Annotated in this window: 20 protein-coding genes and 1 tRNA gene; 9 read left to right on the top strand and 12 right to left on the bottom strand. The window is 57.8% G+C overall.

All coding sequences use genetic code 11. From position 1 onward, the window contains the following. Positions 1–104: 104 nt before the first annotated feature. Entirely contained in the window at positions 105–3,542 is a 3,438-nt protein-coding gene (locus tag ABM428_RS02290) for an AAA family ATPase (RefSeq protein ID WP_353628122.1), read from the bottom strand. Continuing rightward, positions 3,539–4,753 carry a DNA repair exonuclease gene (locus tag ABM428_RS02285; RefSeq protein WP_132997702.1) on the bottom strand — a complete coding sequence of 405 codons (1,215 nt, stop codon included), beginning with the start codon at positions 4,751–4,753 and terminating at the stop codon, positions 3,539–3,541. The genes ABM428_RS02290 and ABM428_RS02285 overlap by 4 nt, the downstream gene beginning before the upstream one ends. A 166-nt stretch (positions 4,754–4,919) precedes the next feature. On the opposite strand from ABM428_RS02285, the gene selD reads away from it, so the two are divergent. Beyond that, positions 4,920–7,088, top strand: coding sequence for a selenide, water dikinase SelD (gene selD / locus ABM428_RS02280; protein WP_353628121.1), 2,169 nt, complete (start codon positions 4,920–4,922; stop codon positions 7,086–7,088). A gap of 16 nt (positions 7,089–7,104) precedes the next feature. On the opposite strand, the gene ABM428_RS02275 is transcribed toward selD, so the two are convergent. Further along, a tRNA-Arg gene (locus tag ABM428_RS02275) sits at positions 7,105–7,181 on the bottom strand. Positions 7,182–7,316: 135 nt separating this feature from the next. Then, a complete protein-coding gene (locus ABM428_RS02270) occupies positions 7,317–7,946 on the bottom strand; it encodes an acyltransferase (protein ID WP_132997688.1) in 630 nt (209 codons plus the stop codon). 128 nt (positions 7,947–8,074) lie between these two features. On the opposite strand from ABM428_RS02270, the gene ABM428_RS02265 reads away from it, so the two are divergent. From ABM428_RS02265 to ABM428_RS02255, 3 genes are read left to right on the top strand one after another with little or no spacing between them, the layout of a single operon-like run. Next, complete coding sequence (locus ABM428_RS02265) at positions 8,075–10,567, top strand: glycosyltransferase (RefSeq protein WP_353628120.1); 2,493 nt, start codon at positions 8,075–8,077, stop codon at positions 10,565–10,567. Beyond that, positions 10,564–11,298 carry a CatB-related O-acetyltransferase gene (locus ABM428_RS02260; protein ID WP_353628119.1) on the top strand — a complete coding sequence of 245 codons (735 nt, stop codon included), beginning with the start codon at positions 10,564–10,566 and terminating at the stop codon, positions 11,296–11,298. The genes ABM428_RS02265 and ABM428_RS02260 overlap by 4 nt, the downstream gene beginning before the upstream one ends. Then, entirely contained in the window at positions 11,295–12,056 is a 762-nt protein-coding gene (locus tag ABM428_RS02255) for a sulfotransferase family 2 domain-containing protein (RefSeq protein WP_353628118.1), read from the top strand. Before ABM428_RS02260 ends, ABM428_RS02255 begins: the two co-directional genes overlap by 4 nt. A gap of 7 nt (positions 12,057–12,063) precedes the next feature. Here ABM428_RS02255 and ABM428_RS02250 read toward each other — a convergent pair whose 3' ends face one another. Then, entirely contained in the window at positions 12,064–12,987 is a 924-nt protein-coding gene (locus ABM428_RS02250; RefSeq protein ID WP_353628117.1) for a glycosyltransferase family 2 protein, read from the bottom strand. 91 nt (positions 12,988–13,078) lie between these two features. On the opposite strand from ABM428_RS02250, the gene ABM428_RS02245 reads away from it, so the two are divergent. The 4 genes from ABM428_RS02245 to ABM428_RS02230 are packed head-to-tail and all read left to right on the top strand — an operon-like array spanning position 13,079 to position 16,796. Further along, on the top strand, positions 13,079–14,410 hold the full coding sequence (locus ABM428_RS02245) for a capsule biosynthesis protein (RefSeq protein ID WP_132997684.1): 1,332 nt from the start codon (positions 13,079–13,081) through the stop codon (positions 14,408–14,410). 8 nt (positions 14,411–14,418) lie between these two features. Beyond that, a complete protein-coding gene (locus tag ABM428_RS02240; RefSeq protein WP_132997683.1) occupies positions 14,419–15,075 on the top strand; it encodes an ABC transporter ATP-binding protein in 657 nt (218 codons plus the stop codon). Positions 15,076–15,099: 24 nt separating this feature from the next. Continuing rightward, positions 15,100–16,002, top strand: coding sequence for a sulfotransferase (locus ABM428_RS02235; protein ID WP_132997682.1), 903 nt, complete (start codon positions 15,100–15,102; stop codon positions 16,000–16,002). A 29-nt stretch (positions 16,003–16,031) separates the two neighbouring features. After that, positions 16,032–16,796, top strand: a complete 765-nt coding sequence (locus ABM428_RS02230; RefSeq protein ID WP_009825770.1) for an ABC transporter permease — start codon at positions 16,032–16,034, stop codon at positions 16,794–16,796. A 25-nt stretch (positions 16,797–16,821) separates the two neighbouring features. On the opposite strand, the gene ABM428_RS02225 is transcribed toward ABM428_RS02230, so the two are convergent. Both ABM428_RS02225 and ABM428_RS02220 read right to left on the bottom strand, forming a co-directional pair. Beyond that, positions 16,822–19,311: a calcium-binding protein gene (locus tag ABM428_RS02225; RefSeq protein ID WP_353628116.1), complete on the bottom strand. Its 2,490-nt coding sequence runs from the start codon at positions 19,309–19,311 to the stop codon at positions 16,822–16,824. Positions 19,312–19,425: 114 nt separating this feature from the next. Next, positions 19,426–20,817 carry a DUF2793 domain-containing protein gene (locus ABM428_RS02220; RefSeq protein ID WP_353628115.1) on the bottom strand — a complete coding sequence of 464 codons (1,392 nt, stop codon included), beginning with the start codon at positions 20,815–20,817 and terminating at the stop codon, positions 19,426–19,428. 242 nt (positions 20,818–21,059) lie between these two features. On the opposite strand from ABM428_RS02220, the gene idi reads away from it, so the two are divergent. Continuing rightward, a complete protein-coding gene (gene idi, locus ABM428_RS02215; protein WP_074636718.1) occupies positions 21,060–21,578 on the top strand; it encodes an isopentenyl-diphosphate Delta-isomerase in 519 nt (172 codons plus the stop codon). Here the strand turns inward: idi and ABM428_RS02210 are convergent. The 5 genes from ABM428_RS02210 to ABM428_RS02190 form a co-directional block, all read right to left on the bottom strand. Further along, the gene (locus ABM428_RS02210; RefSeq protein ID WP_353628114.1) at positions 21,575–22,978 is read right to left on the bottom strand and encodes a hypothetical protein; all 1,404 of its coding nucleotides are present in this window, start codon (positions 22,976–22,978) and stop codon (positions 21,575–21,577) included. The two genes, idi and ABM428_RS02210, sit on opposite strands and share 4 nt — an antisense overlap. Before the next feature lie 26 nt (positions 22,979–23,004). Further along, entirely contained in the window at positions 23,005–23,778 is a 774-nt protein-coding gene (locus ABM428_RS02205; RefSeq protein ID WP_132997676.1) for a methyltransferase domain-containing protein, read from the bottom strand. Beyond that, a complete protein-coding gene (locus ABM428_RS02200) occupies positions 23,775–24,179 on the bottom strand; it encodes a GtrA family protein (protein WP_037942347.1) in 405 nt (134 codons plus the stop codon). The genes ABM428_RS02205 and ABM428_RS02200 overlap by 4 nt, the downstream gene beginning before the upstream one ends. Then, the gene (locus tag ABM428_RS02195) at positions 24,179–25,129 is read right to left on the bottom strand and encodes a glycosyltransferase family 2 protein (RefSeq protein WP_009825762.1); all 951 of its coding nucleotides are present in this window, start codon (positions 25,127–25,129) and stop codon (positions 24,179–24,181) included. Before ABM428_RS02195 ends, ABM428_RS02200 begins: the two co-directional genes overlap by 1 nt. A gap of 166 nt (positions 25,130–25,295) precedes the next feature. Continuing rightward, a complete protein-coding gene (locus ABM428_RS02190) occupies positions 25,296–26,540 on the bottom strand; it encodes a polysaccharide biosynthesis/export family protein (protein WP_005850883.1) in 1,245 nt (414 codons plus the stop codon). Between the last annotated feature and the right edge of the window lie 34 nt (positions 26,541–26,574).

Genomic DNA, 26,574 nt, shown 5'->3' with positions numbered 1-26,574 from the left:
CTCCGCTTATACGGAGCTTTTCGCGCCTCGACCCAACCACAGGTAGGGCATTGCGGTGGAATCGCCGACTCGCGGGCCGGATAATCGCGAATCCATATGGGGCGTTACAGCCGGTGCACGGTCACATCTGTGCCGCAGGCCTCTTGGGCGAGATCGACCACATGCTGGTGGTGGGTGAGATAGATGGCCTGCCCGCGCTTTCCGACCCGTTGCATCAAGTGACAGGCCGCGCGGGTGCGGTCTTCGTCGAAGGTTTCAAAGACATCATCACAGAAGAACGGCAGCACGGTTCCTGTCGACGCCATTTGTTCATAGGCCGCCGCGCGCAGGGCAAGGTAAAGCTGGAACCGCGTCCCTTTGGACATTGCGGCGGCTTCCTTAGACACCCCATCCTCTGCCCGTACGGCCATTAACACATCCCCCTGAGCGGCAGGCTGCGTGGTCAGTGTAGTGTATGCCCCTTGGGTCAGATCACTGAATGCCTGTTCGGTCGCGGCCAACATCGTGCTGCGGTGGGTGTCGCGATACCGGCGGATGGCATCCTCGGCCAAAATATGGCCAAAACGCCCCGTCAGATAGCGCAGCATCACGGCCTGCATCTGTTCTTCGACCGTGCGCTTTTGCGAGGTGAGCGCCGCAATATCGCCATCCCCCCCAACTGCATCCAGCGCCGCTTGCGCCCGAGCGCGCGCAGCAATCGCGCTGTCGAGCTCTGCTTCAAGTCGCGACAGGTCTTCGCAGAGCTCGGCAAGCGCCACTTGCGCCTGTGCGAGGGGCGCGGCGCTGAGGCGTTCCTGCGCCTGCTCCCAGGCATCAACCCCCAGGATCGAAAGCAGACGGGTACGCAAATCCGCACTTTGCTGGCGCAGGGCAATTGCCTGTTGCGCGGTCGCCGTCGCCTGACGCAATGCATCGAGGGTAGAGGTGTCTATCTGATCATCAAACGCACGGGCCAGAAGTTGGACCTGATCATCTAGCACGGCAATTTCGCGCAGCGCCTCAGCCGCGGCGTCCTCCGCCACGGCAAGGCGCGCGTCCAGATCGCTGCGGCGCGCTTGGGCCTGACGGGCACGCTCCACCACAGTTTGCAAAGCGGCGTAACGCGCCAAGGGCTGTTCCTGCGCGTCTGCCCCGCCATCCAGTGCATCCAACTGTGCGATGAAACCGGCGCGATCCTGTTTGATGCCTGCAATCTGGCGCCGGACACCCGCCATGCGGGCGTCGACCTCTCGGATACTGCGCAGGCCCGTCAGCCCGTTCCACATGTCTATGCCAGACTGCAGCGCCGGAAGATGTGTTGCGACGGCACCGCGCCACTGGTCACGCGCCTCGGTCACGGCCGTGCGTGCCTTGTCCGCTGCGACTGCTCGGCGATCCCGCTCTGCCGTGGCCTGACGCACTGTGGCCTGTGCGATCTTTTGGGCATTCTGATGCTCGCGCGACGCCGCGATCTGGGTTTTGGCCATGAGCACGACGGTCCGCAAAGGCGCATCCCCTGCCTCCAACCGTGCCGCCAGATCGTCGCGCATCTGCTCTGCCGCGCGCAATAGCTCTGTGTGGGCCTGTTCAGATGTCTTTAAGGTTTCGGCTGCAGTTTGCGCCGCCTCTGCGTCGCGCACCCATTCGACAAAATCCTCGGCGGAAAGGGTTTCGGGCAAGCCAAGTGTATCGAGGTGGGACCGCAGTTCACCCGTCACCTTATCAAACGCCACCTCGGTCTCGGTACGTTTATTCTGCGCCCTGTCATGATCCTGCCGCGCCTCGATCAACTGTCGTTCCGCCTGCCGCATTTCCGCCAGCGATTGGCTTTGCCCTGCGCGTAATGAGGTCTGCGCGTCATCCGCGCGCATGGCGGCCTCGAACGCAGAGGCAGAGGCCATGTCCAACACATCTTTATGCAGCGCCCATAGCTCATCTCGGGTTTGTCGCCCTTTGGCGGCGGCATCATCGCTGATCAAGTCTGGGGCCGACGCGGCCATTGCGTGTTTTGTCTCGGCACCCGCCAGACGATCGGCTGCCGTGGTTTCCGCCTGCACGGCAGCACGCAGGGCAAGCCGCGCTTCGCCATGAGCCTGCATCAATTCCTGCGCGCGCCGGCTGCTGAGCGGAAGTGCCGGAACCGCGTCGAACGCCACATTTTGCCGCGTCAGCCCGCGCAAGGCTGTGGCCACCCCCTGACGATCCGCCGCGAGCCGGCGCAGCGCGTCATTATATCGACTGACCAGATCCTCCGCTTCGGCCTGCATGAATAGGCGTTCGACGTCCGCGTCGACGGCGGTCTCTTCTTCGGTATCGCGCAGGGCCCGTGCCGCGTCATCGTATTTGTCGCGCGCGACCTCTGCCTCCGCCTGAGTGGTTTGCAGATGCTTGCGCGCATCGTCCAGAGTGGCGCGCGCCTGTTCAAGCGCCGTAAGGGCGGGATCGCTTAAGATGAATTGCGCAAGCGCGCCATCGGCGGGCAGCCCCAGAGCATCAAGCCGCGCTCGCATATCAGCGGTATCCTGCTTCAACTGTGCTTCGCGTTTGGGCAGGTCGGATTGCCCCGCCTCTACCTGACTTTTCTTGAAGGCAAGCGCATCAACATCAGCCCCTCGCGCCAAATCATCCGCGTTGACGGCGACCTCGTCTCGCGCGGCCCGCAATGTGTGCACCTCGGCGACGGACCGTTCCCTTTCGGCAACAAGCGCGATCCGTTTCGTCATCATTTTAATCAAGTCTTCGCTGTCGAACTCCAGCGTCGTGGGATAATGCGCGATAGGGGTAAGCTGCGCCTCTAGGGTTTTCCATTCTGTCGCCAATGGATGCGCATCAAGTATAGCCTCCAGCCGCGTTTTCTGAACGGAAAGCTCGGACTTGGCGGCGCGCAGACGCTGCTCTTCGGTTTGGGCGGCGTCCCGCGCAAGACGCAGCTCGCGAAACGCGGCGGCGCTGACGTCGTGATCCTTGATCTGCTGGACCAGTTCTGCATGCGCAGCCTTCAGCGCCGCGAACTCTGATTTTGTACCGCCTTTTAGATAAAGGTCACGATTGCCCTGCGCCACCCGCCCCAAGACCTGCGACAGATCGCTGATACCCGCCGCGGCAGAGAACAGCAGCTTCCCGATATCCCCCTCGCTTTTGGTAATCTCTTCGCCGCCGGCCTCGATTGTTTCATCGTCGAGACACAGCAGACTTTGGTATTCCTTTTGCGACACACCGCGCAGCGCCGCAGACAGCAAAGCATCCGGCACAGGTTTGCCCGCCCCGTCCACAAGATTGCCCGAGCGTTTGGGCAACCGGGACAGCTGGTGGATCTGCCCGTCAATATCGACGGTACCGCTGACGCGCAGGTTCGCGCGGGGGTGTTTGAAGGCATAGGGTTCACGCGCTGCAAAACCGTAAAGCAGCCGCAGATACCCCTCCATCAGGGTGGTTTTGCCCGCTTCATTCCGGCCAAAGACGATATGAAAGTCCGATCCGTTTGCGGGGCGCGCGCCGAAATCCAGCACGCGGTCGGTAAAGTGACCAAATCGGTCCAGCGCAAGCTGCTCCAGCCGCATCATTCGCCCGCTCCTCGCATCTGCGCGGCCATGGTCAACACCGCCTCGTCGGTCAGCTGCCGCAACAACGCCTCTTGCGCCTCTGCAGCCGGAGCGAGGGCGCGGCGCTGGTCAGCAGGCAATAGGCCAAGGATCTGGCTTAATTCTTGCTGCAACCTGTCCCGAGTGGCGGGCTCCTTAGCGATGTCCGTCATCAACTGCTGTACCTCGGCCACAGCACCATCCACCGCATTCTCAGATACAGCCGTTACATCCACCGACATCTTCTCGATCCACAGATCACCGATGCTTTCCGCGATTTCATCGGCTTGGGCGCGCCAAATATCCGCCAACTGGCGTATCTGCCACGCCAGCGCCGTTTGCCCCGTCAACCGCAACCGCAAGATCGCAGCCCCCCGTCCGGCCTGTGACTGCAACGCCGACCGCAGTTTGCGGCGCAGATCTTCGTCAGCCTCCGCCCCCGTCACATCGCAATCACAGCGGCGGAATTCCACGACCGAGGTCGCCACTTCCGAAACCGAGATCTTGCCATCCTCGATCGTCAGCAGGCTAGCGGACTTTGGCCCCGCCTCCCCGATATCGCGCCCTTGCGGCATGCCCGGCATCACGATCCAGGGGTCTTCGCTGTGCACGGCGCGTTTGTGAACATGACCCAACGCCCAATAATCAAACCCAGCCCCCGCCAATTCGCCGACCGACACAGGCGCATAAAGATCATGCCCCTCCGCCCCCGCGAGAGAGGTATGCATCATCGCAATATTAACCGCCCCCGCCTCTGGCACGGTATACTTCGGCAGCAGGCTTTCCGGCGCGTGACGGTCGAGAAAGCTGACGCCGTGAATATAGACGGGGTGGTCCGCCAACTGAACTTTCTCGCCCCGCCCGTCGAACACATGCACGTTTGGCGGCAGGTCGATCTCCCCCGCGATCGGGTTTTCCGCGTCATGGTTCCCCTTGATATAGAACACCCGCACGTCAGTCTGCGCCAAACGATGCATCTGCGCGGCGAGATACGCGGCGGTTTTCGCGCTACGTTCTTGCCCGTCATAAAGATCGCCCGAGATCAGAAAAGCGCTGACCCTCTCGTCGATGCAATATTGCACCATCGTCTCAAGCGCTTGCCGGCTGGCGCCGCGCACCTGCGCGGCCAGACGGTCATCCTTCATCGCCAAACTACGAAGCGGTGAATCTAGGTGAAGATCGGCAGTGTGCAGAATACGAAGGGTCACGGACGGAGGCCACCTTGTTCCACGGAAAACGCTGCGGTCTTTGTCACGTAGTTCACATTCCGTTGCAACGGGCCGCAGTTGTGTCTTGCGGCTTTGATCCGCTGATCCCGCGGGCTAAGACTGTCACACCCGCCTGATAGAAAGTCATTCGATGCGTCGACCCGATATCCCTCTGACCCAAGACCTGGTGCTGATCGGCGGCGGGCATGCCCATGCGTTGGTGCTACGCAAATGGGGGATGAAACCGCTACCGGGCGCGCGGTTAACCGTCATCAATCCCGGCCCCACGGCCCCATATACAGGTATGCTGCCGGGCTATATCGCGGGCCACTATTCACGTGAAACACTCGAGATTGACCTCGTGCGACTGTGCCGCTTTGCGGGCGCGCGTCTGATCCTGTCCCACGCCACAGATATCGATCGCACTGCGCGTCTGGTTCATGTCGAAGACCGCGCGCCTATTGCATATGATGTTGCCTCCTTTGATATCGGGATCACCGCTAAGATGGGTATCCCGGGGTTTGATGGCTTTGCTGTCGGTGCAAAGCCACTTGATGTCTACGCCAAACGCTGGCGCGATTTCCTTGCCGCGGTGACGAGCGGGGACATAGAGCCCGAAATCGCCGTGATCGGCGGCGGTGTCGCCGGTTGCGAGCTGTCCCTCGCGATGGCCCATGCCGTGCGCAGCGCGGGGATCGAGCCTCGGGTCACCTTGCTACAGTCCGACCCGACGCTTTCGGGCCTTGGCAACCGCGCGCGCCACACGGTCGAGGCCAAGCTTCGCGGCGCCAAGGTCACCCTACGCACCGGCGTACGCGTCACGGAAATCGCCGCCGATCATGTCGTTCTTGGCAGCGGCGACAAAATCCGTTCTCAATTGACGGTCGGCGCTGCCGGTGCTTTCCCGCATGAATGGCTGGCGCAAACGGACCTTCCCTTGCGTGATGGGTTCATCGAAACCACGCCCGACCTGTCACTTCCCGGTGACCCAACTGTATTTGCCGTCGGCGACTGCGCAGCAATGCCCTTTGCCCCACGCCCCAAGGCTGGCGTGTTTGCCGTTCGCGCAGCACCCATCCTGTATCACAACCTTCGTGCCGCCCTCACCAATGGTCCCCGCAAGCCCTTCAAACCACAAAAACGTTACCTAAAGCTTATCTCCCTTGGGGAAAAATCGGCTTTGGCGGAAAAATTCGATCTTGCATTCTCGGGGCCTGCGTTATGGCGCTGGAAAGATCGGATCGACCGCGCCTTCATGGATAAACTTGACGATTTGCCGCCGATGCAACCGCCAGCTTTGCCCGAAACGCTGGCGCAGGGTGCCCGCGATATACTGGCCGCGAAACCCTTATGTGGCGGCTGTGGCGCTAAGGTCGGAAACACAGTGCTTCGTGACGGGCTATCGTCGCTTCAAGGTCCGACGGATGCCGCCATTCTTTCTGTCCTCGGCGATGATGCTGCGGTGCTAAGGCAACCCGGTGGCGGTTTTCAGGTCATCAGCGCCGATCACTTGCGCGCTTTGATCCACGACCCCGCATTGATGACGCGCATCGCAGCAGTGCACGCCTTGGGCGACATTTGGGCCATGGGAGCGCAGCCCCAAGTGGCCCTTTCCAGCATCGTACTTCCCCATATGTCTCAGGCGCTTCAGTCCCGGACACTGCAAGAAATCACCGACGCAGCCCGTGCGATATTCGACCACGCGGGCGCGACGATTGTCGGGGGGCACACATCGATGGGTGCCGAAATGACCATCGGGTTCACCGTCACCGGCACGCGCGAAACGCCACCAATCACCCTGTCGGGCGCTCAAGCTGGCGACTGCCTTGTGCTGACCCGGCCCATCGGATCAGGAATTATCATGGCTGCGCATATGGATGGCACAGCACGGGGAGCCGACGTCGCCCAGGCCCTAAACGAGATGGCAGAACCGCAGGACCGTCAAGCCTTCCACCTGCGTCGCGCCAATGCCATGACAGATGTCACCGGCTTTGGCCTTGCGGGTCACATCGCCGCCATCTGCCGCGCATCGCGCCTGAGCGCGGAAATCTCGGCGGACGCCATTCCCGTCTACTCCGGCGCCCGAGACCTATCAGATCGCGGCGTGCACTCGTCGCTGTATCACCCCAACGTCGACAACGCGCCCACGCGAGGACGCAGCGACCCGCTTTTGCACGACCCCCAAACCGCAGGCGGCTTGCTGGCTGCTCTACCCCCAGCCGAGGCAGAGATTGCGATCCGAGACATGGCCGCCGAAGATAAAAAATCCTGTATTATCGGGCATTTGATCGACGGCGAAGAACCAATCACTGTGCTGTAGCTACACTCGGTGCGCCTGGCGATCCCGGGAGGACTCGAACCCCCAACATCCTGATTAGAAGTCAGGTGCTCTATCCAGTTGAGCTACGGGACCACTCAGGTCATCTCATAGCTAGTTTGCGTGGGATGAGCAAAGCAAAATCTATCCGTAATCCCCATGATATTGTCATCAAGTATCTCCTCTTCCGATAGTGTAAATCACCAATGGCTCCGCACAGGGACCCAATACTTATTGATCTTTCGGACTTAGCCGTCGACGATCCCAAGTGATACCGGCACGCACAACACGCGCCGGCGCGCCCACGGCCAAGCTATGTGCGGGGATAACCCCAAGAACCATGGAACGGCTACCGATCACGGAGTGCTGCCCTATCTGCGCGCCTTTCATGATCCTGACACCATGGGCCAACCAGACGTGATCCCCGATTTCGATATCTTGGGGCGGGTTGACCCGTTCCCCCGTTTCTACGTCAAGGATCGAATGCATATCACTGACATCCATGGTGATATCCCCGGACAGCATGCAATCCTCGCCAATCGTAATCGCGCCCGCTTCATGCAGACTGAGGTGAGCCATCATGATCGTGGTGCGATCGCCAATGCGAATATGCGTATCACGCGCGCGGCATCGAAATGACCCCGCCAAACGACAATCTGCGCCAATATAGACGGCGCTCTCGTGATTCCTGAGCTCAACCAAGCCACCGGAGATCACAGTACCCTCGCCGATCACCACGTGGTTATTGCGCCCGTATATATTAATCCGCACCCCTTCGGCGCAGGTAGCTGTTGGCGATATATCTACCTGATTGTTCTGACCATTATCCGTCACCAAAACGCCAAGTTGCGTTTTGCTCACCTATGTCACCTCCCGTAAAATCCGAACAGAAATTCTGTTGTAATGCTGAGTGAACTTAACCTCCCCTTAAGAGTGAGCGTGCTGATCTAGAGCTCTATCAACGCAACATAGAATCGAAATGATTGATTTTGTATAAACAGCTCAAAGCTCTCTTTGCCCGCTATATCGCCGCCCACCTAAGGGCCGTGGGGCGTCCAATGCACATTACGGACCCGTCCGGTGCCACGGTGGGTGCCGTTGATGTATTTGCCGTAAATGACGGGAACTTGAGGCTGGCGGGCTGGACGTTCGCGGATGATATCGTGCTGCATATGAACGGCGTAAAAGTAAGCGCTAAAGCCGACTTGATCCGTGACGACGTGACCAAAGCCTATGGTGGCCCGCGACGGGTCGGGTTCGACCTGACCACGCCGCTTGGCCCGACAGGCTTGCAAGAAATCGGGCGGTTTGGGGTCGAATTTCACCGTGTCCGCAATGGCACCTGGACAATTGCGCGAAGTCTAAAACTCCCTCACCTTGGGTGGATTCAAGCGCGATTGGTAATAAAATTCATCATCGCGCTGGTGCTGCAGTTGCCTGCCTATGCCGGCTGGCGCGTCAGACGAGACCCCGCTTTTCGCACACGGATCAAACGGGGGCTGGGGATATGCCCCGTTCACCATGCGCGCGAGCTTGACCCTGACCTATTCCGCGCCAATGCGCCTCCCGTCATAACGGTATCGGTGACGATAATACTGCCGGTATTCAACGCGCATGACCTACTGAAAGAGGCGCTGCGGCGCGTCGTCGACAATACCGATCTTCAGTGGCGCATTATTCTGATCGAAGATTGCTCAACCGATAAACGGATTCTACCGTTGCTGCGCGCGTGGTCCTTGGCCCACAATGACCGTGCGACACTGCTTGAGAATGATCAAAACCTTGGGTTTGTAAAAAGCGTAAACAAAGGCTTGCGCTATGCACAACGCTGGCCCGACACGGTAATTTTACTGAATTCTGACGCCTTAGTCCCGGCGAACTGGGCGAGCCGCCTTATCCGCCCCCTCGTTGAATATCCACGCGCCGCCACTGTAACCCCAATGTCCAACGACGCGGAAATTTTTACCGCCCCCCTCATATGTGCGCCCCAAAAACTTGCCGCCGGACAGGGGGATCTTATAGATGTGACCGCCGCGCAGCTTAACCCGCAAAGCTATCGCATGACCACGCCAACCGGGGTGGGATTTTGCATGGCGATCAACCCCAGATACCTCAGAACTGAACCGCAATTGGATGTCAGTTTTGGTCGGGGATACGCCGAAGAGGTCGATTGGTGCCAGCGCATCAGAGCAGCGGGCGGGCAGCATTATTGCGCCGTAAACCTTTTCGTAGAGCATCGCGGCGGACAAAGTTTCGGATCGACAGAGAAGAAGCGTCTTATCGCGAAAAACAACGCTCTAATTTCAAAACGTTATCCCGAATACGATACAGAGGTGCAGCAGTTCATTGCCTCTGACCCATTAAAATCGCCCCGCCTCGCCTTGGCATTGGCCTGGCTCGGTGCACAAGATACCTATCCAGTCTCGATATATATCGCGCACAGTATGGGTGGCGGCGCTGAATCGTATCTGCAACATCGGATGAAATCAAAACATCACGCGTTGGGCCGCGCCGCTGTGGTAATCAGGGTCGGCGGTGCCATGCGATGGCAGATTGAGTTGCATTGCCAGAACGGAACAATTTCCGGCGGAACCAGCAACCTCGACTGCGTCAATCAACTTCTACGCCCCATAAAACGGCGACGATTAATCTATTCCTGCGCGGTTGGGGATCAAGATCCGCTGACTATCCCAAGTGCGATTCTAGAATTGAGCCAAACCGGCCAACAGGTGATAGAGTTTCTCTTTCATGACTACTTCGCAATCTCGCCCAACTACACTCTTCTGAACGATCAAGGAGTGTACGATGGCCTACCTCCACCTCACCTAAATGCCCCAACAACCAAATGTGCACCGATAAGCATGATTCGGTGGCAAAGCGAGTGGGGAAAACTCCTGACCGCATCCCAAGAGATCGTGGTTTTTTCTAAAAGTAGCAAAGAAATTGTGCGCGCAGCATTCCCCAACTGCGCCGATAAAATTCAAGTTACACCGCATAGAATTTCAGACGCCGTGCCCCGTATCCCTCGGCCCCTCAGCCCAAAGCGCCCGGTGATCGGTGTATTGGGCGACATTGGTCTTCAGAAAGGCGCACAGATCATCAGCCGAGCCGCTGATGCGATAGATGTGCAAGGTGTCGGTATGGTCATCGTCGGGAACTTCGATCCCGCCATTCCCCTCCCCCCCTCGGTGCCTATCCATGGGAGATATACCATATCAGATCTGGGAAAAATTGCCGCCCGATACGGCGTGACAGATTGGTTAATACCTTCAGTGTGGCCGGAGACATTTTCGTTTACCACGCACGAAGCTCTGACATCCGGTTTGCCCACCCATGCGTTCGCAATTGGTGCTCAGGGCGAAGCAGTTACCAAAGCTGAAAACGGTTTCCCTATTCCCTACTCAACCCAACAGGATTTGGCGGATATTCTGCTGTCTCACGTTAAAAATCACATCACCAAAACCTGGGCGGTGGCCTCATGAGCCAAATCTCAGTGCCCCTAAAATTTTTGCGAAACAAAGGCATCGAAGTACTGAACCGGGGTGCTACGTCGATCAGCCTGCCCAGACATACCGTGCTCGAAGCCCCGGGGAGCCTGAAATGGACACAGTATGAACACTCGTTAGAGATGGGAACGTTCTCGTATCAAGTCTCGGGATACTGTTTTGCCGCACGTATCGGCCGATATTGTTCATTCGGCGAATCCGTTCAAATAGGTCGGCAAAACCACCCGTTGGACTGGGTATCCACAAGCCCCGCTTTCTATCTTGGGGACCGAGTATTCGAACTTGGCGACGGTTTTGAGGCAGCCGAACACTACCACAATTATAGGACAGCTCACAGCAAGCCTCCCACCAAGGTAAAAATCACTACAATTGGAAATGATGTATGGATCGGGCACGGGGCGTATATCGCCGCCGGGGTCACCATTGGCGACGGCGCAATAATCGGGGCGCATTCGGTCGTGACCCGCGACGTTGCCCCTTATGCAGTCGTCGCGGGGAATCCGGCCACTCTCAAACGAATGCGCCTACCGCCGAACTTCATCAGTCTCATGTTAAAGTGCCGCTGGTGGCAGTTTGCGCCGTGGCAGATGGATCACCTTGATCCGTCGGATGTGCTGGAATTTTGTAGAGGGGTAAACACAATGCTCAAAGATGCCGCACCTTTCGCGCCCCCGGCGCTGGATCTGCGATCGGAAAACATTCAGTGAAAAAAGTCGCATTTTTACACATACCCAAAACTGCGGGCCAATCTGTGCACTCGGAGCTCACTAAAATCTATGGCAGCGCTCGAACCTCTCCTGTTCGCGTTCACCACCAAGCTTCGTCAGACGGTCAATTTCCCAACGGGTATGACCTTTACTCGGGTCACCTAGATTGGTGCCGCCTTCGTGAGACCCAGACAGATATCTTTGCGTTCACGGTACTTCGCGATCCATTTGAAAGGATCGCTTCTTTCTATTTTTATTTAAGAAATAAGGCCTCACGCCTCACGGACAGCCTACTTTCGGCTCCTGGGCATATGGGGTTGTACAAAGTAAAAAATTGCTCCCCCGCCGCATATTTCTTTGGCGGAAGTCCCGCTTGGCAACAGTTCATTAAGGATCATTACGACAATTTTTACTGTTGCTATCTCGCCACCGGGAAAGTTCGCGGGGCGGCCGAGGTCTGCCATTTCTCGAAAGATATGCTTGTTGGTCAAGCGATAGGCGGCGCGCGGAAACTAGATAGGGTTTATCGCTTAAGCAGTTTAAATCTGCTTGAAAATGACATTCAAAACCTGACGGGGCGTCGTCCTTCGATTGTAAAAACGCGCATCAATGTTGGGCCAAAAGGCGTTCAGACAAGCCGATGGCAAGATCTAATGACTCTGATCAACGATAAACCGGCACAGGAAAGAATGGCTGCGTTTGCTGAGGCTGACATAGCCTTGCTTGATCACCTCAAAGACGAGGGCTTGTTAATTTAACACCGATTCAGAACCGTTTGAGTTGTGCAAGCGCGCGCAGGGCTAGATCGCCCGCCTGTGTTTGCCGGTAGATTCCGAGCGAAGTCAGTGCTGCGCGACCCTTAGTGTGACTTTGGGATCGCCAATCGAGAAACCTCAATAATTGCTCGCGAGCGGTCACCGTCAGAATGGGAGCAATTCGGTACATCGCGGCCGCATTTGCATCGATCCAATTCACCAACGTACCATCCGCCATGCATCGAGCCCTGCGCCGTAAATGACGAACAGGCGCGCCCACAAGATTTGCACCGTGTTGCCTGTATAATACCCCAGGTTTCTGATCATTAAGAATACCAAACCCTGCGCCTGTGATCGCCTGGTACATCCACCAATCATGAAAAGGGGTTTCCGCAACGTCGGTAGTACTTAAAATGCTACGCAGATAGTTGGTGACGATAGGCGGAATCACAATCGTATTTCCGCGCATAACATTCTGTACGATTGCATTTCCAAACCGAAAAGGGCGATTCAGCGCCGGGGACGCTCCCAAACGCTCCCCCGTTTCGTCCACATAGTAACTTCTACTACTGTAAACACATCTACCACCCAACCGCCCGACGAGCGCGACAGCACGGGATAGTTTGTGAGGCAGCCAGACATCATCCTGATCGGAAAACGCCACCCAATTCCCTTCTAACCATTTGTTTTTCAACAATTTATAATAATTGGCGGCAACGCCACTCTGAGGCCCTTTGAGCAAGTGAATATCATGGTGCGATGTTTCCGCTTTAAAATTTTCAAGCGCCTCACAAGTGCCATCGGTCGAGCCGTCATCGCTTACCCAAAGGCTCCAATCCTGATGCGATTGCCCGCGGATTGAGGCCAGCTGATCTGCCAAAAACATGCCACCGTTCTTCGTCCCCATTAAAATGTGAACATGCGGTTCCGCCATCCTAAAGTCCTTCGTAGTTTAATCGACTTTCTCTGAACTACTTCGCGCGAATTAATAAACTGTGAGGACTATTGAACTAGGTACTGAGATCATGACCCATAATCCTGCCCAATCAACGACCACGCACCATACGCACGCGGCGCGCAAACAACAAAAGCTGCGCGAGCGTGAGGAAGCTTTGCGACGCATCGAAAAAAAACGGCATGATAGGGCGCTTGCCGTTGCGGCGCGGGAAAAGAAGCGAGAAACCGCCTCTCAAGCGACTATTCTGACACTGCCAGTCACGTCGATCGTCCCGCCTGTGCCACAAGCGCGCCTTCACCTACGTCACCGGCTTTCTTTTGTCAGCTTTATCATCATCGTTCTCGGAACCAGCCTGTTCGTGTCATGGTACCTTTGGGAGCGCGCTGCAGATCGCTATACCTCTATCGCCGGATTTGCAGTCCATAGCGAGGATATGAGCTCGCCGGTCGAACTCTTGGGTGGGGTTGCAAATCTCTCGGGGTCCGGTGCCGCTGACGAAGAAGTTCTGTATCAATTCATTCAAAGTCAGCACTTAGTGGAGAAAATCGATAAGTCTCTGAATTTGCGAAAAATATGGTCACCCCCCGCGACGCAATCTGATCCGGTTTTCGGCTACCACGCCCCTGGTACGATCGAGGATCTGACCGAATACTGGGGTCGCATGGTCAATGTGTATAGCGATAGTAGCACCGGTCTGATCGAGGTTAAGGTGCAAGCATTTGATCCCGAGGACGCGCGCGCCATTGTCCAAGCAATCTATGCTGAAAGCGCACAACTGATACATGAACTTTCCGCGATAGCGCGCGAGGATGCTACCCAACATGCTGAAGAAAACTTGGCACGCGCAGCGCAGCGCCTCAAAAAAACGCGGCTTACGCTGGCCCAATTCCGCATAAGGAACCAATTGGTGAGCCCCGATACACCGCTTCAAATTCAGACCGGGTTATTGGCATCTTTAGAAGCAGAAATGACGGAAACGTTGATTAGCATCGACATGCTTCAACAAACCAGCACGCCAACCGATCCCCGCTTGAAGCAAGCGCAACGAAGGCGCGAAATAATAGCAGCGCGTATCTCGCAGGAGCATCAGAAATCGAATGCCATGCAGGGTGCAATGCACTCCATTGGTTTCGCGGATCTTTTTGGGCAGTTTGAAAGCCTAAAGGTCGATTTGGAATTTGCTGAACAGTCTTATACCGCCAGCCAAGCCGCCTTTGATACAGCGGTTGCAGAGGGGCGAAAAAGATCAAAATACTTGGCGGCGCATATCCCTCCGACACTTGCAGAGACTTCGATTTATCCAAATCGCCCTTTTCTTCTAGGCGTCACATTCGCATCTAGCTTCGCCCTGTGGGCGCTCATTATGCTGGTTTGGCACTCCTTACGAGATCGGCACTAGGATCGCCGATGATTGTCTTTCGAAATTTGACCAAAACCTATCATGTGCGGGGGCGACGGAAGACAGTCGCTTCAAATATTAACGTTATTTTTCCAACTGGTATTTCTGTCGGGCTGCTAGGGCGGAACGGCGCTGGAAAATCTACGCTGCTCAAGATCATTGCGGGGGCAACTGACCCTACATCGGGCGAGGTCATCTCTGATGGCAGTGTATCCTTCCCAGTTGGCTTTGCTGGGTCGTTCCACCCCGACATGACGGGGGCACAAAACACGCGCTTCGTTGCACGGATTTATGGTGCAGACACGTCTGCACTGGTCGACTACGTCGCCGATTTTTCAGAGCTTGGGGTTCACTTTCACCTTCCATTCCGAACATACTCCGCCGGTATGAAGTCGCGTCTGGCTTTCGGCGTTTCCATGGGGCTGCAGTTTGACACCTATTTGATTGACGAAATCACCGCTGTCGGAGATGCTCGGTTCAAACAGAAAAGTCGTTCCATTTTTATGGACCGCCTGTCCCGATCTGGTGCAATATTTGTAAGCCACTCCAATGGCATGCTACGAGAACTATGCACTGCAGGCGCTGTTCTAGAGGCCGGAAACCTAGAATATTTTGCCGACATTAACGATGCGATAGCACATCACGAATACAACATGGGGAAATGATCAGCTCATCCCAAGGCGTACCGTATGACTCCATCTCTTCTGCCGGAAAACACCAAGCTTGCCTATTGCATCGGGGCTCAGAAAGCCGGCACGACTTGGCTTTATGAAACCTTGCGCACCAGCAGTCAGATTCATTTTTCGCGCAATAAGGAACTTCATTATTTCAATGTGATCGCGGGTAAGTCTGACCAGGTTTTTGACCTACGTATGAACACGGCGAAAACCTTGGCAAGGGAACTGGTGTCAGAACGCGGCCCCAAGAATCGGCGCAATCTTAGGGTCCTCAGCGAATTGGCTGACCTTTTGTCTATCTACACGGATGCGCCTGAACATCACGAGGCTTATCTTTCCTATCTTACTCAGGGATTTAGCGGCCAGCCTGTGATTTGCGACATCACCCCGGCTTATGCGATACTGGACGCAAAGGACTTCTCTGAAATGGGGAGCCTTGGCGAAAGTTGTTTCATTTTTATTTTGAGGGATCCGATTGATCGTATGTGGTCCCAAATCAGAATGGCCGTTAGCGCGGATGCCGCCCAGGTAGCCGACTTTCAAACGGCTTGCGAGGCGCGCGCGCAGCATTTGATCGACAGCAAACGGCTGCCTAAGTTAGAGCGGGCGAACTATCGGCGCACGATGAGCGAGCTGGAAGCGGTGATCCCTCCACATCGAATTAAATATGTATTTTACGAAGACCTTTTTCACGCTCATACCATGCGCGATATCTGCATGTTCTTAGGTATTTCGCCGATTTCACCCAAAGCTGATCTTCGCAGTAATTCTGGTCGCCACGCCATGTTGCCAGAGCACCTAAAACACAGTTTTAGAGAGGCCTTTGCCCTACAGTATGACTTCATTTTAAATCGTTTTGGCGCGGCTACGCCCGCACGATGGCAGGTCAACAGCGCGCAGAGGGTACCAGGATGATAGGTCGGGTCGCACGCCAACGAAGAACAATGGTCTTTGCGACGCCGCGCATTATCGTCGCGCTGATACTTCGCGAAATCGGGACCAGCTATGGCCGGTCCCCGGGTGGGTATATTTGGGCATTGGCTGAACCCGTTCTCGGGATCGCGCTGTTGACCGCAATATTCTCGATCGGGTTTCGTATGCCCCCGCTCGGAAACAATTTTCCGATCTTTTACGCTACAGGTTTGCTGCCCTTTTTGATGTTCGTCGATCTCAGCAACAAGGTCGCGCAGGCGATCAACTATTCGAAACAGCTACTAGCCTACCCGCGCGTGACTTTCGTCGACGCCATCTTGGGGCGGTTCATCCTCAATTTTCTCACTCAGCTTCTTGTAGGCTTTATCGTACTGAGTGGGATCATTTTTCTGTTTGATACGCGGGCCGCAATAAATGCATCAGACATCGTGTCAGCTCTGACTATGATTGCCGCGCTTTCACTGGGCGTGGGGGTATTCAACTGTTTTATGATGTCAATGTTTCAGGTCTGGCAACGTGTCTACGGGATTTGCACGCGGCCGCTTTTGCTACTGTCCGGCGTCATCTTTTTATATGAAACGATACCCGAACCCTACCGCGGCTATCTTTGGTTCAATCCACTGATCCACGTGGTCGGCCGCGTCAGGTCCGGGTTTTATCATAATTACGACGTACCCTACGTCTCCTCAGCCTATGTCTACGCCGTTGCCGCAATACTGGGCCTTTTTGGCCTTGTGTTATTAAGGCGCTATCACCGTGACATTCTGGAACGCTAACGATCCCCACGTGGCAGTTTAAACCTTAAAAGCTTTCGAAGTCGCCATTTAGGATAGATAGGTTTTCGACCCCCAACAGGTCCAGTGTTTTGCCGCTGCCAAAATCCAGCACGATATGCCCCTCGGCCCCTTTGCGTGCGAACGACTGAAGCTGGCTCATCGATAAACTTCCCCCACCCCAAAGGGCAGAATCCAGCGAGAGAGTGTCAATTTCGTTTTGAAAGCTCAGGATTGTGTCTTGGCCTGCACCATAGATAAACTGATCTGCCCCGATCCCACCGGACAGCACGTCGTTTCCCGCGCCGCCGTCAAGCGTATCGTGACCCGCATTGCCTTTGATCAAATCGTCGCCGTCGCCGCCGATCAGCTGGTCGGCACCATTGTCGCCCGACAGCGTATCGTTCCCGGACCCACCGTTAACCGTATCGTTGTTGATCCCCCCCGCAAGACGGTCATTCCCGCTGTCCCCCTGCAGAAAATCTGCGCCCGCATTTCCGAAAAGCTGATCATTTCCGCTGCCGCCAAGCAGTTGATCCGCACCGGCGCTACCCTCCAAACGGTCCTTGCCGGCACCGCCCCACAGGCTATCGGCATTTAACCCGCCGATCAAATGGTCATCGTCCCTGTCCCCATAGAGTCGATCCGCACCGTTATTGCCTGTTAACGTGTCGTTCCCGTCGCCACCGCCAAGCGCGTCATACCCGTCGCCGCCCCACAGGGCGTCGTCCCCATCACTACCGCGCAAAGTGTCCCAGCCGATACCGCCCCAGATCTGATCCCCCTCGGTACCACCCTCAATCAGATCGCTCCCGCCGTTGCCATAGATCGTATCGGCCCCAGCTTCGCCAAGAATCGTATCATTGCCGCCTGCGCCCATCAGCCTGTCGCCATCCGCGCGCCCGCTGATATGATCATCGGCCGCATCCCCTTCCAGCACATCCGACTGGGGCGTGCCAACCAGAACCAACGGGGTCGGTGCGGTGGGGAGGGATGGCGTATCTGGTTCCTCTGGCAGGGTCCAATCCGGCATGAAACGCGACTGCCCAATCAGATCGAGCGCTTGAACATCATCCTCGCTAAGGGACTGTCCGTTCGATGTTTTTATCTCTAGCCGCTCCTCACCAAAGGACAGAACCGCACCGTCTTTGGTCGAAGATATGGTCAACTGAGACCCATGTCTCAGGAACGGCCAGGCCGACAGATCAATACTGTCCTGCGCGCTGTCGAAATCGGCAATCGTATCGGCCTCCCCATCTGTGGAAAGGACGAAAAGATCGCGGCCGGAACCGCCGGTCAACAGATCACGGCCGCCGCCGTCTCGCAAAATATCATCCCCTGCGCGCCCGGAGATATGGTCCGCGCCATCCCCGCCGGATAGCAAATCGCCCCCCGTGCCGCCTGTCAGCGTGTCAGCTTGATCATCCCCTGTTGCCGCCGCAACCCGGTCAGAAATATCCACCGTAAAGATGCTCAGCCCCGCTTCGGCACCTGAAGCGACGGCGAGGTGCAGTAAATCTCCTTGTACCGAAAAGTTAAGCGCCGACACCGCGTCAAGCGTGCTCCCTTCCGTGTCTTCGATCGACACCAGATGCATCAACCGGCCATCGTCCATCAATTCGAAGACCGAAACACCGTCATCTCCGCCCGCCGCCGCCACATAGGCGCGGCCGTGATGTGTTGCGGTCTCGATCACATGCACCCCGTCAAATCGCGTGTCCCGCGTGTCGAGGACGTGATCCGTTAAGGTTAATCCACCATTTGCCCCCAGCATCGCGACGCTCAAACTCGCGCTTCCCGCCGCGGCCAGTATCGCAAATCCATGCCCCCCAACGTCTACAAAGGCTGTCGCGCTTGGCCTGCCGATCCCCACGCCATCCTCCGCCGCGATACGAGAGACTTCTCGCGGGATACCATTCCCATCCAATTTGAACGAAATAAATGCGTCGTCCCGCGCCGAGGACGCCAGCAGATACGGCGTGCTTCCGACATACCCGACGCTCAGGCCGGTCAGACCTGCCTCTGACGCGACGCTACTGTCGCCCGATATGCGCGTCAGCGCCCCATCGTCGCCCATGCGCCACGACCCGATGCTATCCGCCCCCCGCACCAGCCCGTACAGATAGCTCTGCCCGCCCAAATCCAACGTCTCGACGGCCATTAACTGGGCAGGCACGGCACCACCGGTCACGGCAGAAACATTACCAAAGCGCCCATCATCTGTTAACGCAACGCGGGTGAGCGCGGCGTTATCCGCCCCCGTGAGCAATAGCGCACCGTCTACGACCTCCAGCCTGCTGGTGACCCCGGCCCGCGTGTCCCCGGCGATGGTCCGACTGTCCAGAAACCGAAGCCCCCCTTCCGCATCAATGCGATAGGCCAGCAAGTCACCGCCACCAAAGCGCGAGGTCGTGTATAGCACCGCCCCGCCAGAGGATTGGACAACCGCCATATCCGTCACCCCGGTCAGCGCCATATCCTTCCGCGGCGACAATGTGGTTTTATGCTCAAGCTCCATCGGTTTATTCCCCTACATGTTCCGGGGATAAAGATGGGCCGAATTCCTTAACGGCAGCTTCAGCTTTTAAGGCGGCAATGTGGCCCTTTCATACAATTTTCAGGGTTTCGCAGATCAGAGGTATAGGCCACCGCTGTGCGTCGTGCCCGCAATATCGCCCGGCAGCACGGTCCCGCCACTTTGCACCACAGCGTTGCTGCTCACGTCAAAACGTTTGCCCGTGGCTGTGCCGGTGAAACCATGCCCGCTGAAGTCCGCCTGCCCGGCCATCTCGCAAGTCACAAACGCAGTGGCAAAGTCGGGCGTATTCGCCAGCGTCACCGTCTGCATCCCCCGCGCCAGCACGGCCCCCTGCGACAAACGCAGATGATATGCGGCATCGCCGTCGATAACATACGAACCCGCCCCCTCGACGCGCCCGCCGACAATATCCAGATGTCCCCCCGCCGCGCCAAAGACGACCTCATCAACCTCTAACACCGCTTCCGGCAACACCCGGATCGCCGGGTCGGCACCGGAGGTTTCTATCCTCATACCCCGCAAACTCAGACGCCCCGAAACCAGCTCGATCACCGACCCTGTCGCTGTCATCGTGACCGCGTCGGGGTCGCCGGTATTCCCGACAAGCTCAACCAGACCTCCCCCCAATGCCGCGCTTACCGCGACTGGCGAAGCGCCCAGATCATAGCTGCCATCCGCCAACTGAACCGTGACGGCGTGGCCTGCGCTGTCCAAACGGACGACTTCCTCCATCGCACGGCCTAGCGACGCAAAGGCAGCCGCCCCCGTGCCCCGCCCACTTTGCCCATCGCCACCCTGAAGGGGGTCCACGTAGTAAACGCGAGGGGCAGTCAGCTGCTCTCGCCAACCCGAGACTGGGGCGGTCACACGCCCGCTCGCCGCTTCAATGCGCAAAGCTTCCGCCCAATTTGCGCCGTCCGCGCTGACCTTGATGGCGAAATCATCACTTCCCGAGGTCCCCATCTCGGCCCGCCCCCCAAAGGCGGTCTGGAACAGCAGACTGGCCGTGTCCCCTTCGGCTGCCTTGTTGATCTTAACCTGATGCCCCGCCCCGGCATTGTTGAACAGCACCGCATCTGACGCCACAACCAACCGGTTATACGCATCCGGCGTCGCCCCGACACCCAGCCGAGGCACATCTTGCAACGCCGGCACCGCCCAGCGCGCGCCGTCGTAAACCACTTGGGTTTGGCCGGGGGCCACAGATGCCACCCAGCCCGGCATCGGCGCGATAAACTGCCACGCCCCGTCCACGAACACTGCCACCGCGTGGTCATGCCCCGCCCAATCCCCGCCAGCGTTTGAGGCCACCAGATACCGATCCCCCTCGCCTGCGGTCGCGGGCGGCGTAGTTTCGGTGAAAGACAGGACCGACAGTTGCACAATCGCGTCCAAAAGCCGCAGCGCCTCGTTATGGGTCACATGCTTTTGCGCTTGCGACGGTTGAATATACGGAAGGGCGAGAACGGGGGATGTATCGGTCATATGGTGGCTCCTGTTCGGTAGATGGTGATCAGGGCTCACCCTGCCGCAGACAGGTTAACGCGAGCCTGCACCACCGCGCGCGGTATCGCGAAACTGCCCTTATCCTTCATTTAGCAACCAGCGGCTGACAATCCAAAACCGACCCGCTACAAGACCGCCTAGCGCAGAGGGGCCAGCGGGCCGCAAGGAGCGGGGCAGCCGGATATGACATCGCCAAAACGCCACCCGAATGGGGCAGCCACATGACCACGATGATCCCCGCCTGGGTCAACGGCAAGCTCACCCCCGTCGAAAAGCTTGAGGTCCACCAGCGCGGTCTGCGCCATAAGGCTATCTCGGTTTTCGTCATGCGCGGACGCGAAACCCTGATCCAGCGACGGGCGCTTGGCAAATATCACACCCCCGGTCTCTGGGCGAACGCCTGCTGTACCCATCCGTTCTGGGAGGAACCCGCGCTCACCTGCGCCAAACGGCGACTGGACGAAGAGCTAGGGATCAGCGGCCTAAGGCTCGACCATCGCGACCAGGTCGAATACCGCGCCGATGTGGGGGGCGGCCTGACCGAACATGAGCTGGTAGAGATTTACGTCGCCGAAGCCGTCGCGCTCACCGATGTGACCCCGAACCCCGCCGAAGTGATGGATACCGCCTGGGTCGACCTCTCCGACCTCGCCCGCCAGACCCAAACCACGCCAGAGCGTTTTACCCCCTGGCTGCGCATCTATCTGGCCGAACACATGGACAGCATCTTTACCGCTTAATCCTCAGTCTCGTCCGATGGTTTTGGCGTAAACAGCATAAACAGCGCATTCCCTTCGCGCAGCAAATGAACCTCGTTATCACCGGCAGTCATATCTGGCCGGGACGGGCAGGTATCAGGCACCTCGTCACAGGCGACCGCCGTCTTTCCGGTCAACTGTTTCAGCCGGAACGGCAGCGCTTTGTAAGATTGTATGCCGGCCTTTAGCCCAGCGGCAATTTTCGACGAATCGCCATAGACATAGACCGGCCCCTCCGTCGCCCGCACCTCCTGCGCCCAGAGTTTGGTATCACTACGCCAATCATTGGACTGCCCATAGGCCAGAAACAGCTGGATGAACCACACACCGATGATCAACAGCAATAGATTGCGCCCTAAACGGCCGTATAGACCCTCATCCTCGCTCAATATCTGAACCGCACGCACCACAGTGAGCGCAAAGAAAACCCAAAAGAAGATAAACGCGCGCGGCGGAACGATCACCCCCAGCTTCAGCGCCTGAACCACCGTCAGCGCCAGCCCGATCGCCATACCAGCCGCAAGATACAAAGCCTCTAGCGGCGCGCGCTTGCGCAGCACATTCAGGGCAAGGATATAGACAAACGGAATAAGCCCGATAAGCGGCGGATACCCGATGCCGGTCCGGTTGAGGAACAGCGTAAATGTTTCCCCCAGCTTCGGCAGGTTCGCGATCATCCCGCCAATCCCGTCCCCCGCGGTCGGATCACGCCAATCGGCTACAGGCACGCCAAACACACCGTGAACCTGCCAGTTCAACGTATAGACCGTCAGCACCGCGACAACGAAGCTTGCGCAAAACAGCGCCATCAGCTCCGCCAGATCGCGGATTGACCGGTCCCGCGTGCGCGCAATGCAAATCGCCAACAGCAGCAGCGGATAGGTCGTATAGGCCATAAAGCTGACGATCACGAAAATCGGCAATAGCCAGCGCAACTGCGCGCTGGAGATGTAACAGGCCAGCACCGCAAACAGCGCCACAACAGCCAACCCGGGGATGAGCGTATTGAACCAGAGCGAGATCAACATCTCGGACGGGCAAACCACCAGCAGCAGGGCCAGCACGACAGTAAACCAGCGCTGCGCACCGGGCCCCATCGCCGCAACGGCAAACGCAGCGACAAACGCCGCCCATAGGCTCTGATACAGGGCAAAGTTCAGCCAGGCAGGCGTAACCACCTCGCGCAGGTGCCAGATGTAGTTCAGCCACCGCCCCTCGTGCAGGGTCTTGTTCCAAAAGGCGGGCGCATCTGCGAAAAAGGCGGGATAGTCATCATGGCGGATCATCGGATCCAGCAGATTTTGCCCCGTCAGCAAGAACGCCGCCACCAGTGTGATCAGGAAGACCGGTGCCAGCTGCAGCCGTTCAGATTCGGCCCGCATCGCCAACTGCCGCCCGACCGCCGCCGTCATACAACCGCGCGACCCAGGGTTTTGGCACGGCGCGCCCGCAGGGCCAGCACCATCGCCCGCGCTTGCGCAATGGCAGTGACAACGCCGCGTGGCAGGGTCTTGACCACAGCCAAACGCAACCGCCAGCCAAGGCTACCCGCGTTGCGCAGCTTTTGCCCCGCAGGCACTTGGGTCGCGAGGATCTCTTTCGGCAAACCCGCGCGCCCGGCCTCATTCACATAAAGGATCGCGTTGTAACGATACCAGGGCGCGATATCCTTGTTGTCCTTCAACTCAGGGCGCACGCAATCATAGGCGACATAACCCTTGGCCGCGAAAATATCCTGCCAGAAGGACAAGGGCTGTTCGTTCACGTGAAACTCGCCCCCCTGTCCGGTGACCGCAGCGGAAAACAACACACGATCAGACGCCCGCGTCAGACTATCAACCAGAACCTCCGAGGCTTCGGTGGGCAGATGCTCTCCGACCTCAAGGCTCTGCGCCAGATCAAAGCGGCGGCCCGTCTTTACCGGCTGTGTCAGATCGGCGGCCATGAACTGCTCCGGCGCGACTGCCAGTTGCGCCCGGTCTACATAGTCCCCGTCTACCGCCAGCACGTCCTCCGCACCACCTTTGCGCCATTCATCCATCCAAACCCCGCGCCCACTGCCCAGATCGATCACCGTCGCTGGCTTCAGCAAAGGAAACAGCAATGACACAAACGGTTTTGCCGAGGCACGCGCACTTTGGTTGATGTAGTCGAAAAATGTATCACTGTAGATATGGCTCATGACATGTACTCCGTCTTGGGGTGCGGCAAGGCGAACACCCATAGGGTCATCAAAATATAGTTCTGCACCGGCAGATACAGCGCAACGGCCAGCGCCGCCGCCCAGGCCGGCATCCCCAAAGCCTCTGCCAGAGGGCCCGTGACAAGCATCGACATGCCAAAACCGCAGCCAACCATGATGGCGAATTTTGTGATCTGGCTGCGATTGATCAGCCGCCGTTCAAAGGTGAACAGGGCATGACCGATGTATTGCAGCACGATCGCCAGAAAAAACGCCAGCGCATTGGCTGCCGGTTGTGGCACCCCCGCCGCCAGAAACGCCGGATACATCGCCACGTAGGATAATGCCGTCATAATGCCGACAACCCCAAAGCGGGCGCACTTATAGTCAAAAACACGCATCAGGCACGCAACCGTTTCACATCGGGGACCATATCGCGCGTATCATCGCTCACGAAATAAAGCGGGCGATCCTTGGCCTCGACGTAAAGGCGACCGATATACTCCCCCAGAATACCCAGCGTCAAAAGCTGCGCCCCCGAGAAGAAGCTAACCGCAAGCACCACCGACGCCCAACCCGGTGCCGTCTGATACACGACCAGCGAATAGATCACATAAGCGGCCATCAACGCCGCCATGAACAAGCTGACAAAAGACAGGCGCGTCGCAAGTTTCAACGGCTTCGTCGAAAAGGCGGTCATCGCGTCGATGGCAAAGCGCATCATGGCACGGAAGGGGTATTTGGTTTCGCCCAAGGCGCGTGGTGCGCGGATATATTCAATACCCACCTGTTTAAAGCCCGCCCAGGCGAACATCCCCCGAATAAAACGGGCCTTTTCCGGCATCGCCAGCACCGCATCCAGCGAGCGGCGGTTCACCAAACGGAAATCGCCCGTGTCCTGCGGGATAGGGACATCGGACATGGCATTGAGGAAGCGGTAGAACAGATGCGCCGTGGCCTTCTTGAACATGGTCTCGCCTTGGCGCTCGCTACGACGGCCGTAAACCACGTCAAACCCGCGATCCATCATGAACATCATATCGACCAGCAATTCCGGCGGATCTTGTAAATCGGCATCCAGCATAAAAATGCGTTCGCCCTGTGCCGCCTCAAGCCCGGCGGTCAGCGCGATTTGATGCCCGCGATTGGCCGAAAGCTTGATACCCACCAGTTGCGCACAGCCGGCTTGCGCGGTTTCTATCGCTTTCCACGTGGCATCGGTGGATCCATCATCCACCAGAATAATCTCGGCCCGATCTTTCCACGGCGCGATTGCCTGCGTCAGCCGCGATACCAGCCCCGGGATCGAGGCTTCTTCGTTCATGCAAGGGATCACAACAGAAAGATACATATCACACCGCCTGAATAATTGACCCGTTCAGGGGTAATAAGGCGATGTGGCTGAAATAGGGCACCGATGGGTTCAATTTGCGGAACCTCTGGTCGTTAGACAGACCCTTTGAAACGTAAAAGGCCGGACATTTCTGCCCGGCCTTTGGTCATCAATTGCGGTCAGATCAATTGCTGACCGCGTTCCCCACACTCAGGATCTGCGGCAGGATCTGCGAAACAGCGCGGCTCCATTTAGTGACGGGCTGCTGCGCGATAAAGATGATGTCATCGGGGCGCAGTTCGAACCGCGGGGCCAGCGCGAAATTCGCGGCGTTGCGAGCATCCAGATGCCACGCGGTAATGGCCCCCAGCTCGCGCGGGTCAGAGGAGGCGCGCAGCACATAGACCTGCGATACATCGCCGGTCGACGACGCCACACCACCCGCATCATACAAGGCATCTGCCAGACTTGCCTTACGCTCGTAGGGCAAGGCAAAGCGCGACTGAGTTCCAACCTCACCCGCGAGATAGACATAGTCGCGGTCATCGGCACCAAGATCTAGGCGTGCTTTGTAGTTGTCACGGGCTTCGTCCAGATTATCACGGCGCAAGGACACCTCAAGCTGCAGCTCTTGCAATGCCGAGGCGCGTGCCGCCTGACGCGCCTGAACCAGAGTGATCTGCTGCGCGAAATATTCCTGCGCACGCGCCAGTTCGTATTCCGTATCAACAAAGATCGCATCGCCGGGCAGCAGACGGGTCTTGGTCAGGCTCGCGCGGGAATAAAGCTGCGACAGCGGGATCTGATACAGCGTACCATCACGGTACAAACGGATCGAGGCATAGTCCTGATCCTCGACCGTGATCCCGCCGGCAGCGGCCAAGGCTTCTTCCAGATAGAGCGGCGTCAGCGTTACCGGCACAACAGTCGGCTGCGACACGGCACCCCCGATGGACACACGGCGCGAGTTGAACTCGGAAATCTCGAGGCTGAAAGTCGGGTCAATCTGGTTCTCGACCAGACGCTGGAACAAGGCCGCTTCGGCGTCTTCAATGGTCAAACCGGCAATACGCACACGGCCCACATCGGGAATGTTGATCGATCCGTCATCCTGCACCGTATAGCCTTGGCGCGCGTTTTGTGCGGCCAGCAGCCCGGTCAACTGTTCAACCGATCCGGCGGCGCGCGGCGTGGCCAGCAGCACCACATCACCGATACCAATCTCGTAGGGACCGGGATCAACCGGGGGCGGCAGGCGCAGCTCAAGCGCGTTGGGGCGGGTCTGAACGTCGAGTGTGGGCGATGGCAGCGCCCCGGTTCCACGCAGCCCCGAGCCAGAGCCTGCGGTGCGGGAAAACACATCGGGCAGGCTCCGTGGCGCATAGGCGGATCTATTCGCCTGAATGACGGATTCAGCAGTGAGGTTCATTACCCGTACATTGGTGCCGCCAGCGGCGCCCTCT

Source organism: Sulfitobacter sp. TCYB15 (assembly GCF_040435955.1).
In the GTDB taxonomy this organism is placed as follows: Bacteria; Pseudomonadota; Alphaproteobacteria; order Rhodobacterales; family Rhodobacteraceae; genus Sulfitobacter; species Sulfitobacter pontiacus.
The sequence above is the reverse complement of the archived record's forward strand: the minus strand, read 5'-3'. Positions and strand labels throughout refer to the sequence as shown.

What these genes read in the sequence shown, in the direction of transcription:
- ABM428_RS02290 (WP_353628122.1), bottom strand. Translation starts at nt 3,542, where the DNA reads ATGATGCGGCTGGAGCAGCTTGCGCTGGACCGATTTGGTCACTTTACC.
- selD (WP_353628121.1), top strand. Translation starts at nt 4,920, where the DNA reads ATGCGTCGACCCGATATCCCTCTGACCCAAGACCTGGTGCTGATCGGC.
- ABM428_RS02260 (WP_353628119.1), top strand. Translation starts at nt 10,564, where the DNA reads ATGAGCCAAATCTCAGTGCCCCTAAAATTTTTGCGAAACAAAGGCATC.
- ABM428_RS02250 (WP_353628117.1), bottom strand. Translation starts at nt 12,987, where the DNA reads ATGGCGGAACCGCATGTTCACATTTTAATGGGGACGAAGAACGGTGGC.
- ABM428_RS02245 (WP_132997684.1), top strand. Translation starts at nt 13,079, where the DNA reads ATGACCCATAATCCTGCCCAATCAACGACCACGCACCATACGCACGCG.
- ABM428_RS02240 (WP_132997683.1), top strand. Translation starts at nt 14,419, where the DNA reads ATGATTGTCTTTCGAAATTTGACCAAAACCTATCATGTGCGGGGGCGA.
- ABM428_RS02235 (WP_132997682.1), top strand. Translation starts at nt 15,100, where the DNA reads ATGACTCCATCTCTTCTGCCGGAAAACACCAAGCTTGCCTATTGCATC.
- ABM428_RS02230 (WP_009825770.1), top strand. Translation starts at nt 16,032, where the DNA reads ATGGTCTTTGCGACGCCGCGCATTATCGTCGCGCTGATACTTCGCGAA.
- ABM428_RS02225 (WP_353628116.1), bottom strand. Translation starts at nt 19,311, where the DNA reads ATGGAGCTTGAGCATAAAACCACATTGTCGCCGCGGAAGGATATGGCG.
- ABM428_RS02220 (WP_353628115.1), bottom strand. Translation starts at nt 20,817, where the DNA reads ATGACCGATACATCCCCCGTTCTCGCCCTTCCGTATATTCAACCGTCG.
- idi (WP_074636718.1), top strand. Translation starts at nt 21,060, where the DNA reads ATGACCACGATGATCCCCGCCTGGGTCAACGGCAAGCTCACCCCCGTC.
- ABM428_RS02210 (WP_353628114.1), bottom strand. Translation starts at nt 22,978, where the DNA reads ATGCGGGCCGAATCTGAACGGCTGCAGCTGGCACCGGTCTTCCTGATC.
- ABM428_RS02205 (WP_132997676.1), bottom strand. Translation starts at nt 23,778, where the DNA reads ATGAGCCATATCTACAGTGATACATTTTTCGACTACATCAACCAAAGT.
- ABM428_RS02200 (WP_037942347.1), bottom strand. Translation starts at nt 24,179, where the DNA reads ATGCGTGTTTTTGACTATAAGTGCGCCCGCTTTGGGGTTGTCGGCATT.
- ABM428_RS02195 (WP_009825762.1), bottom strand. Translation starts at nt 25,129, where the DNA reads ATGTATCTTTCTGTTGTGATCCCTTGCATGAACGAAGAAGCCTCGATC.
- ABM428_RS02190 (WP_005850883.1), bottom strand. Translation starts at nt 26,540, where the DNA reads ATGAACCTCACTGCTGAATCCGTCATTCAGGCGAATAGATCCGCCTAT.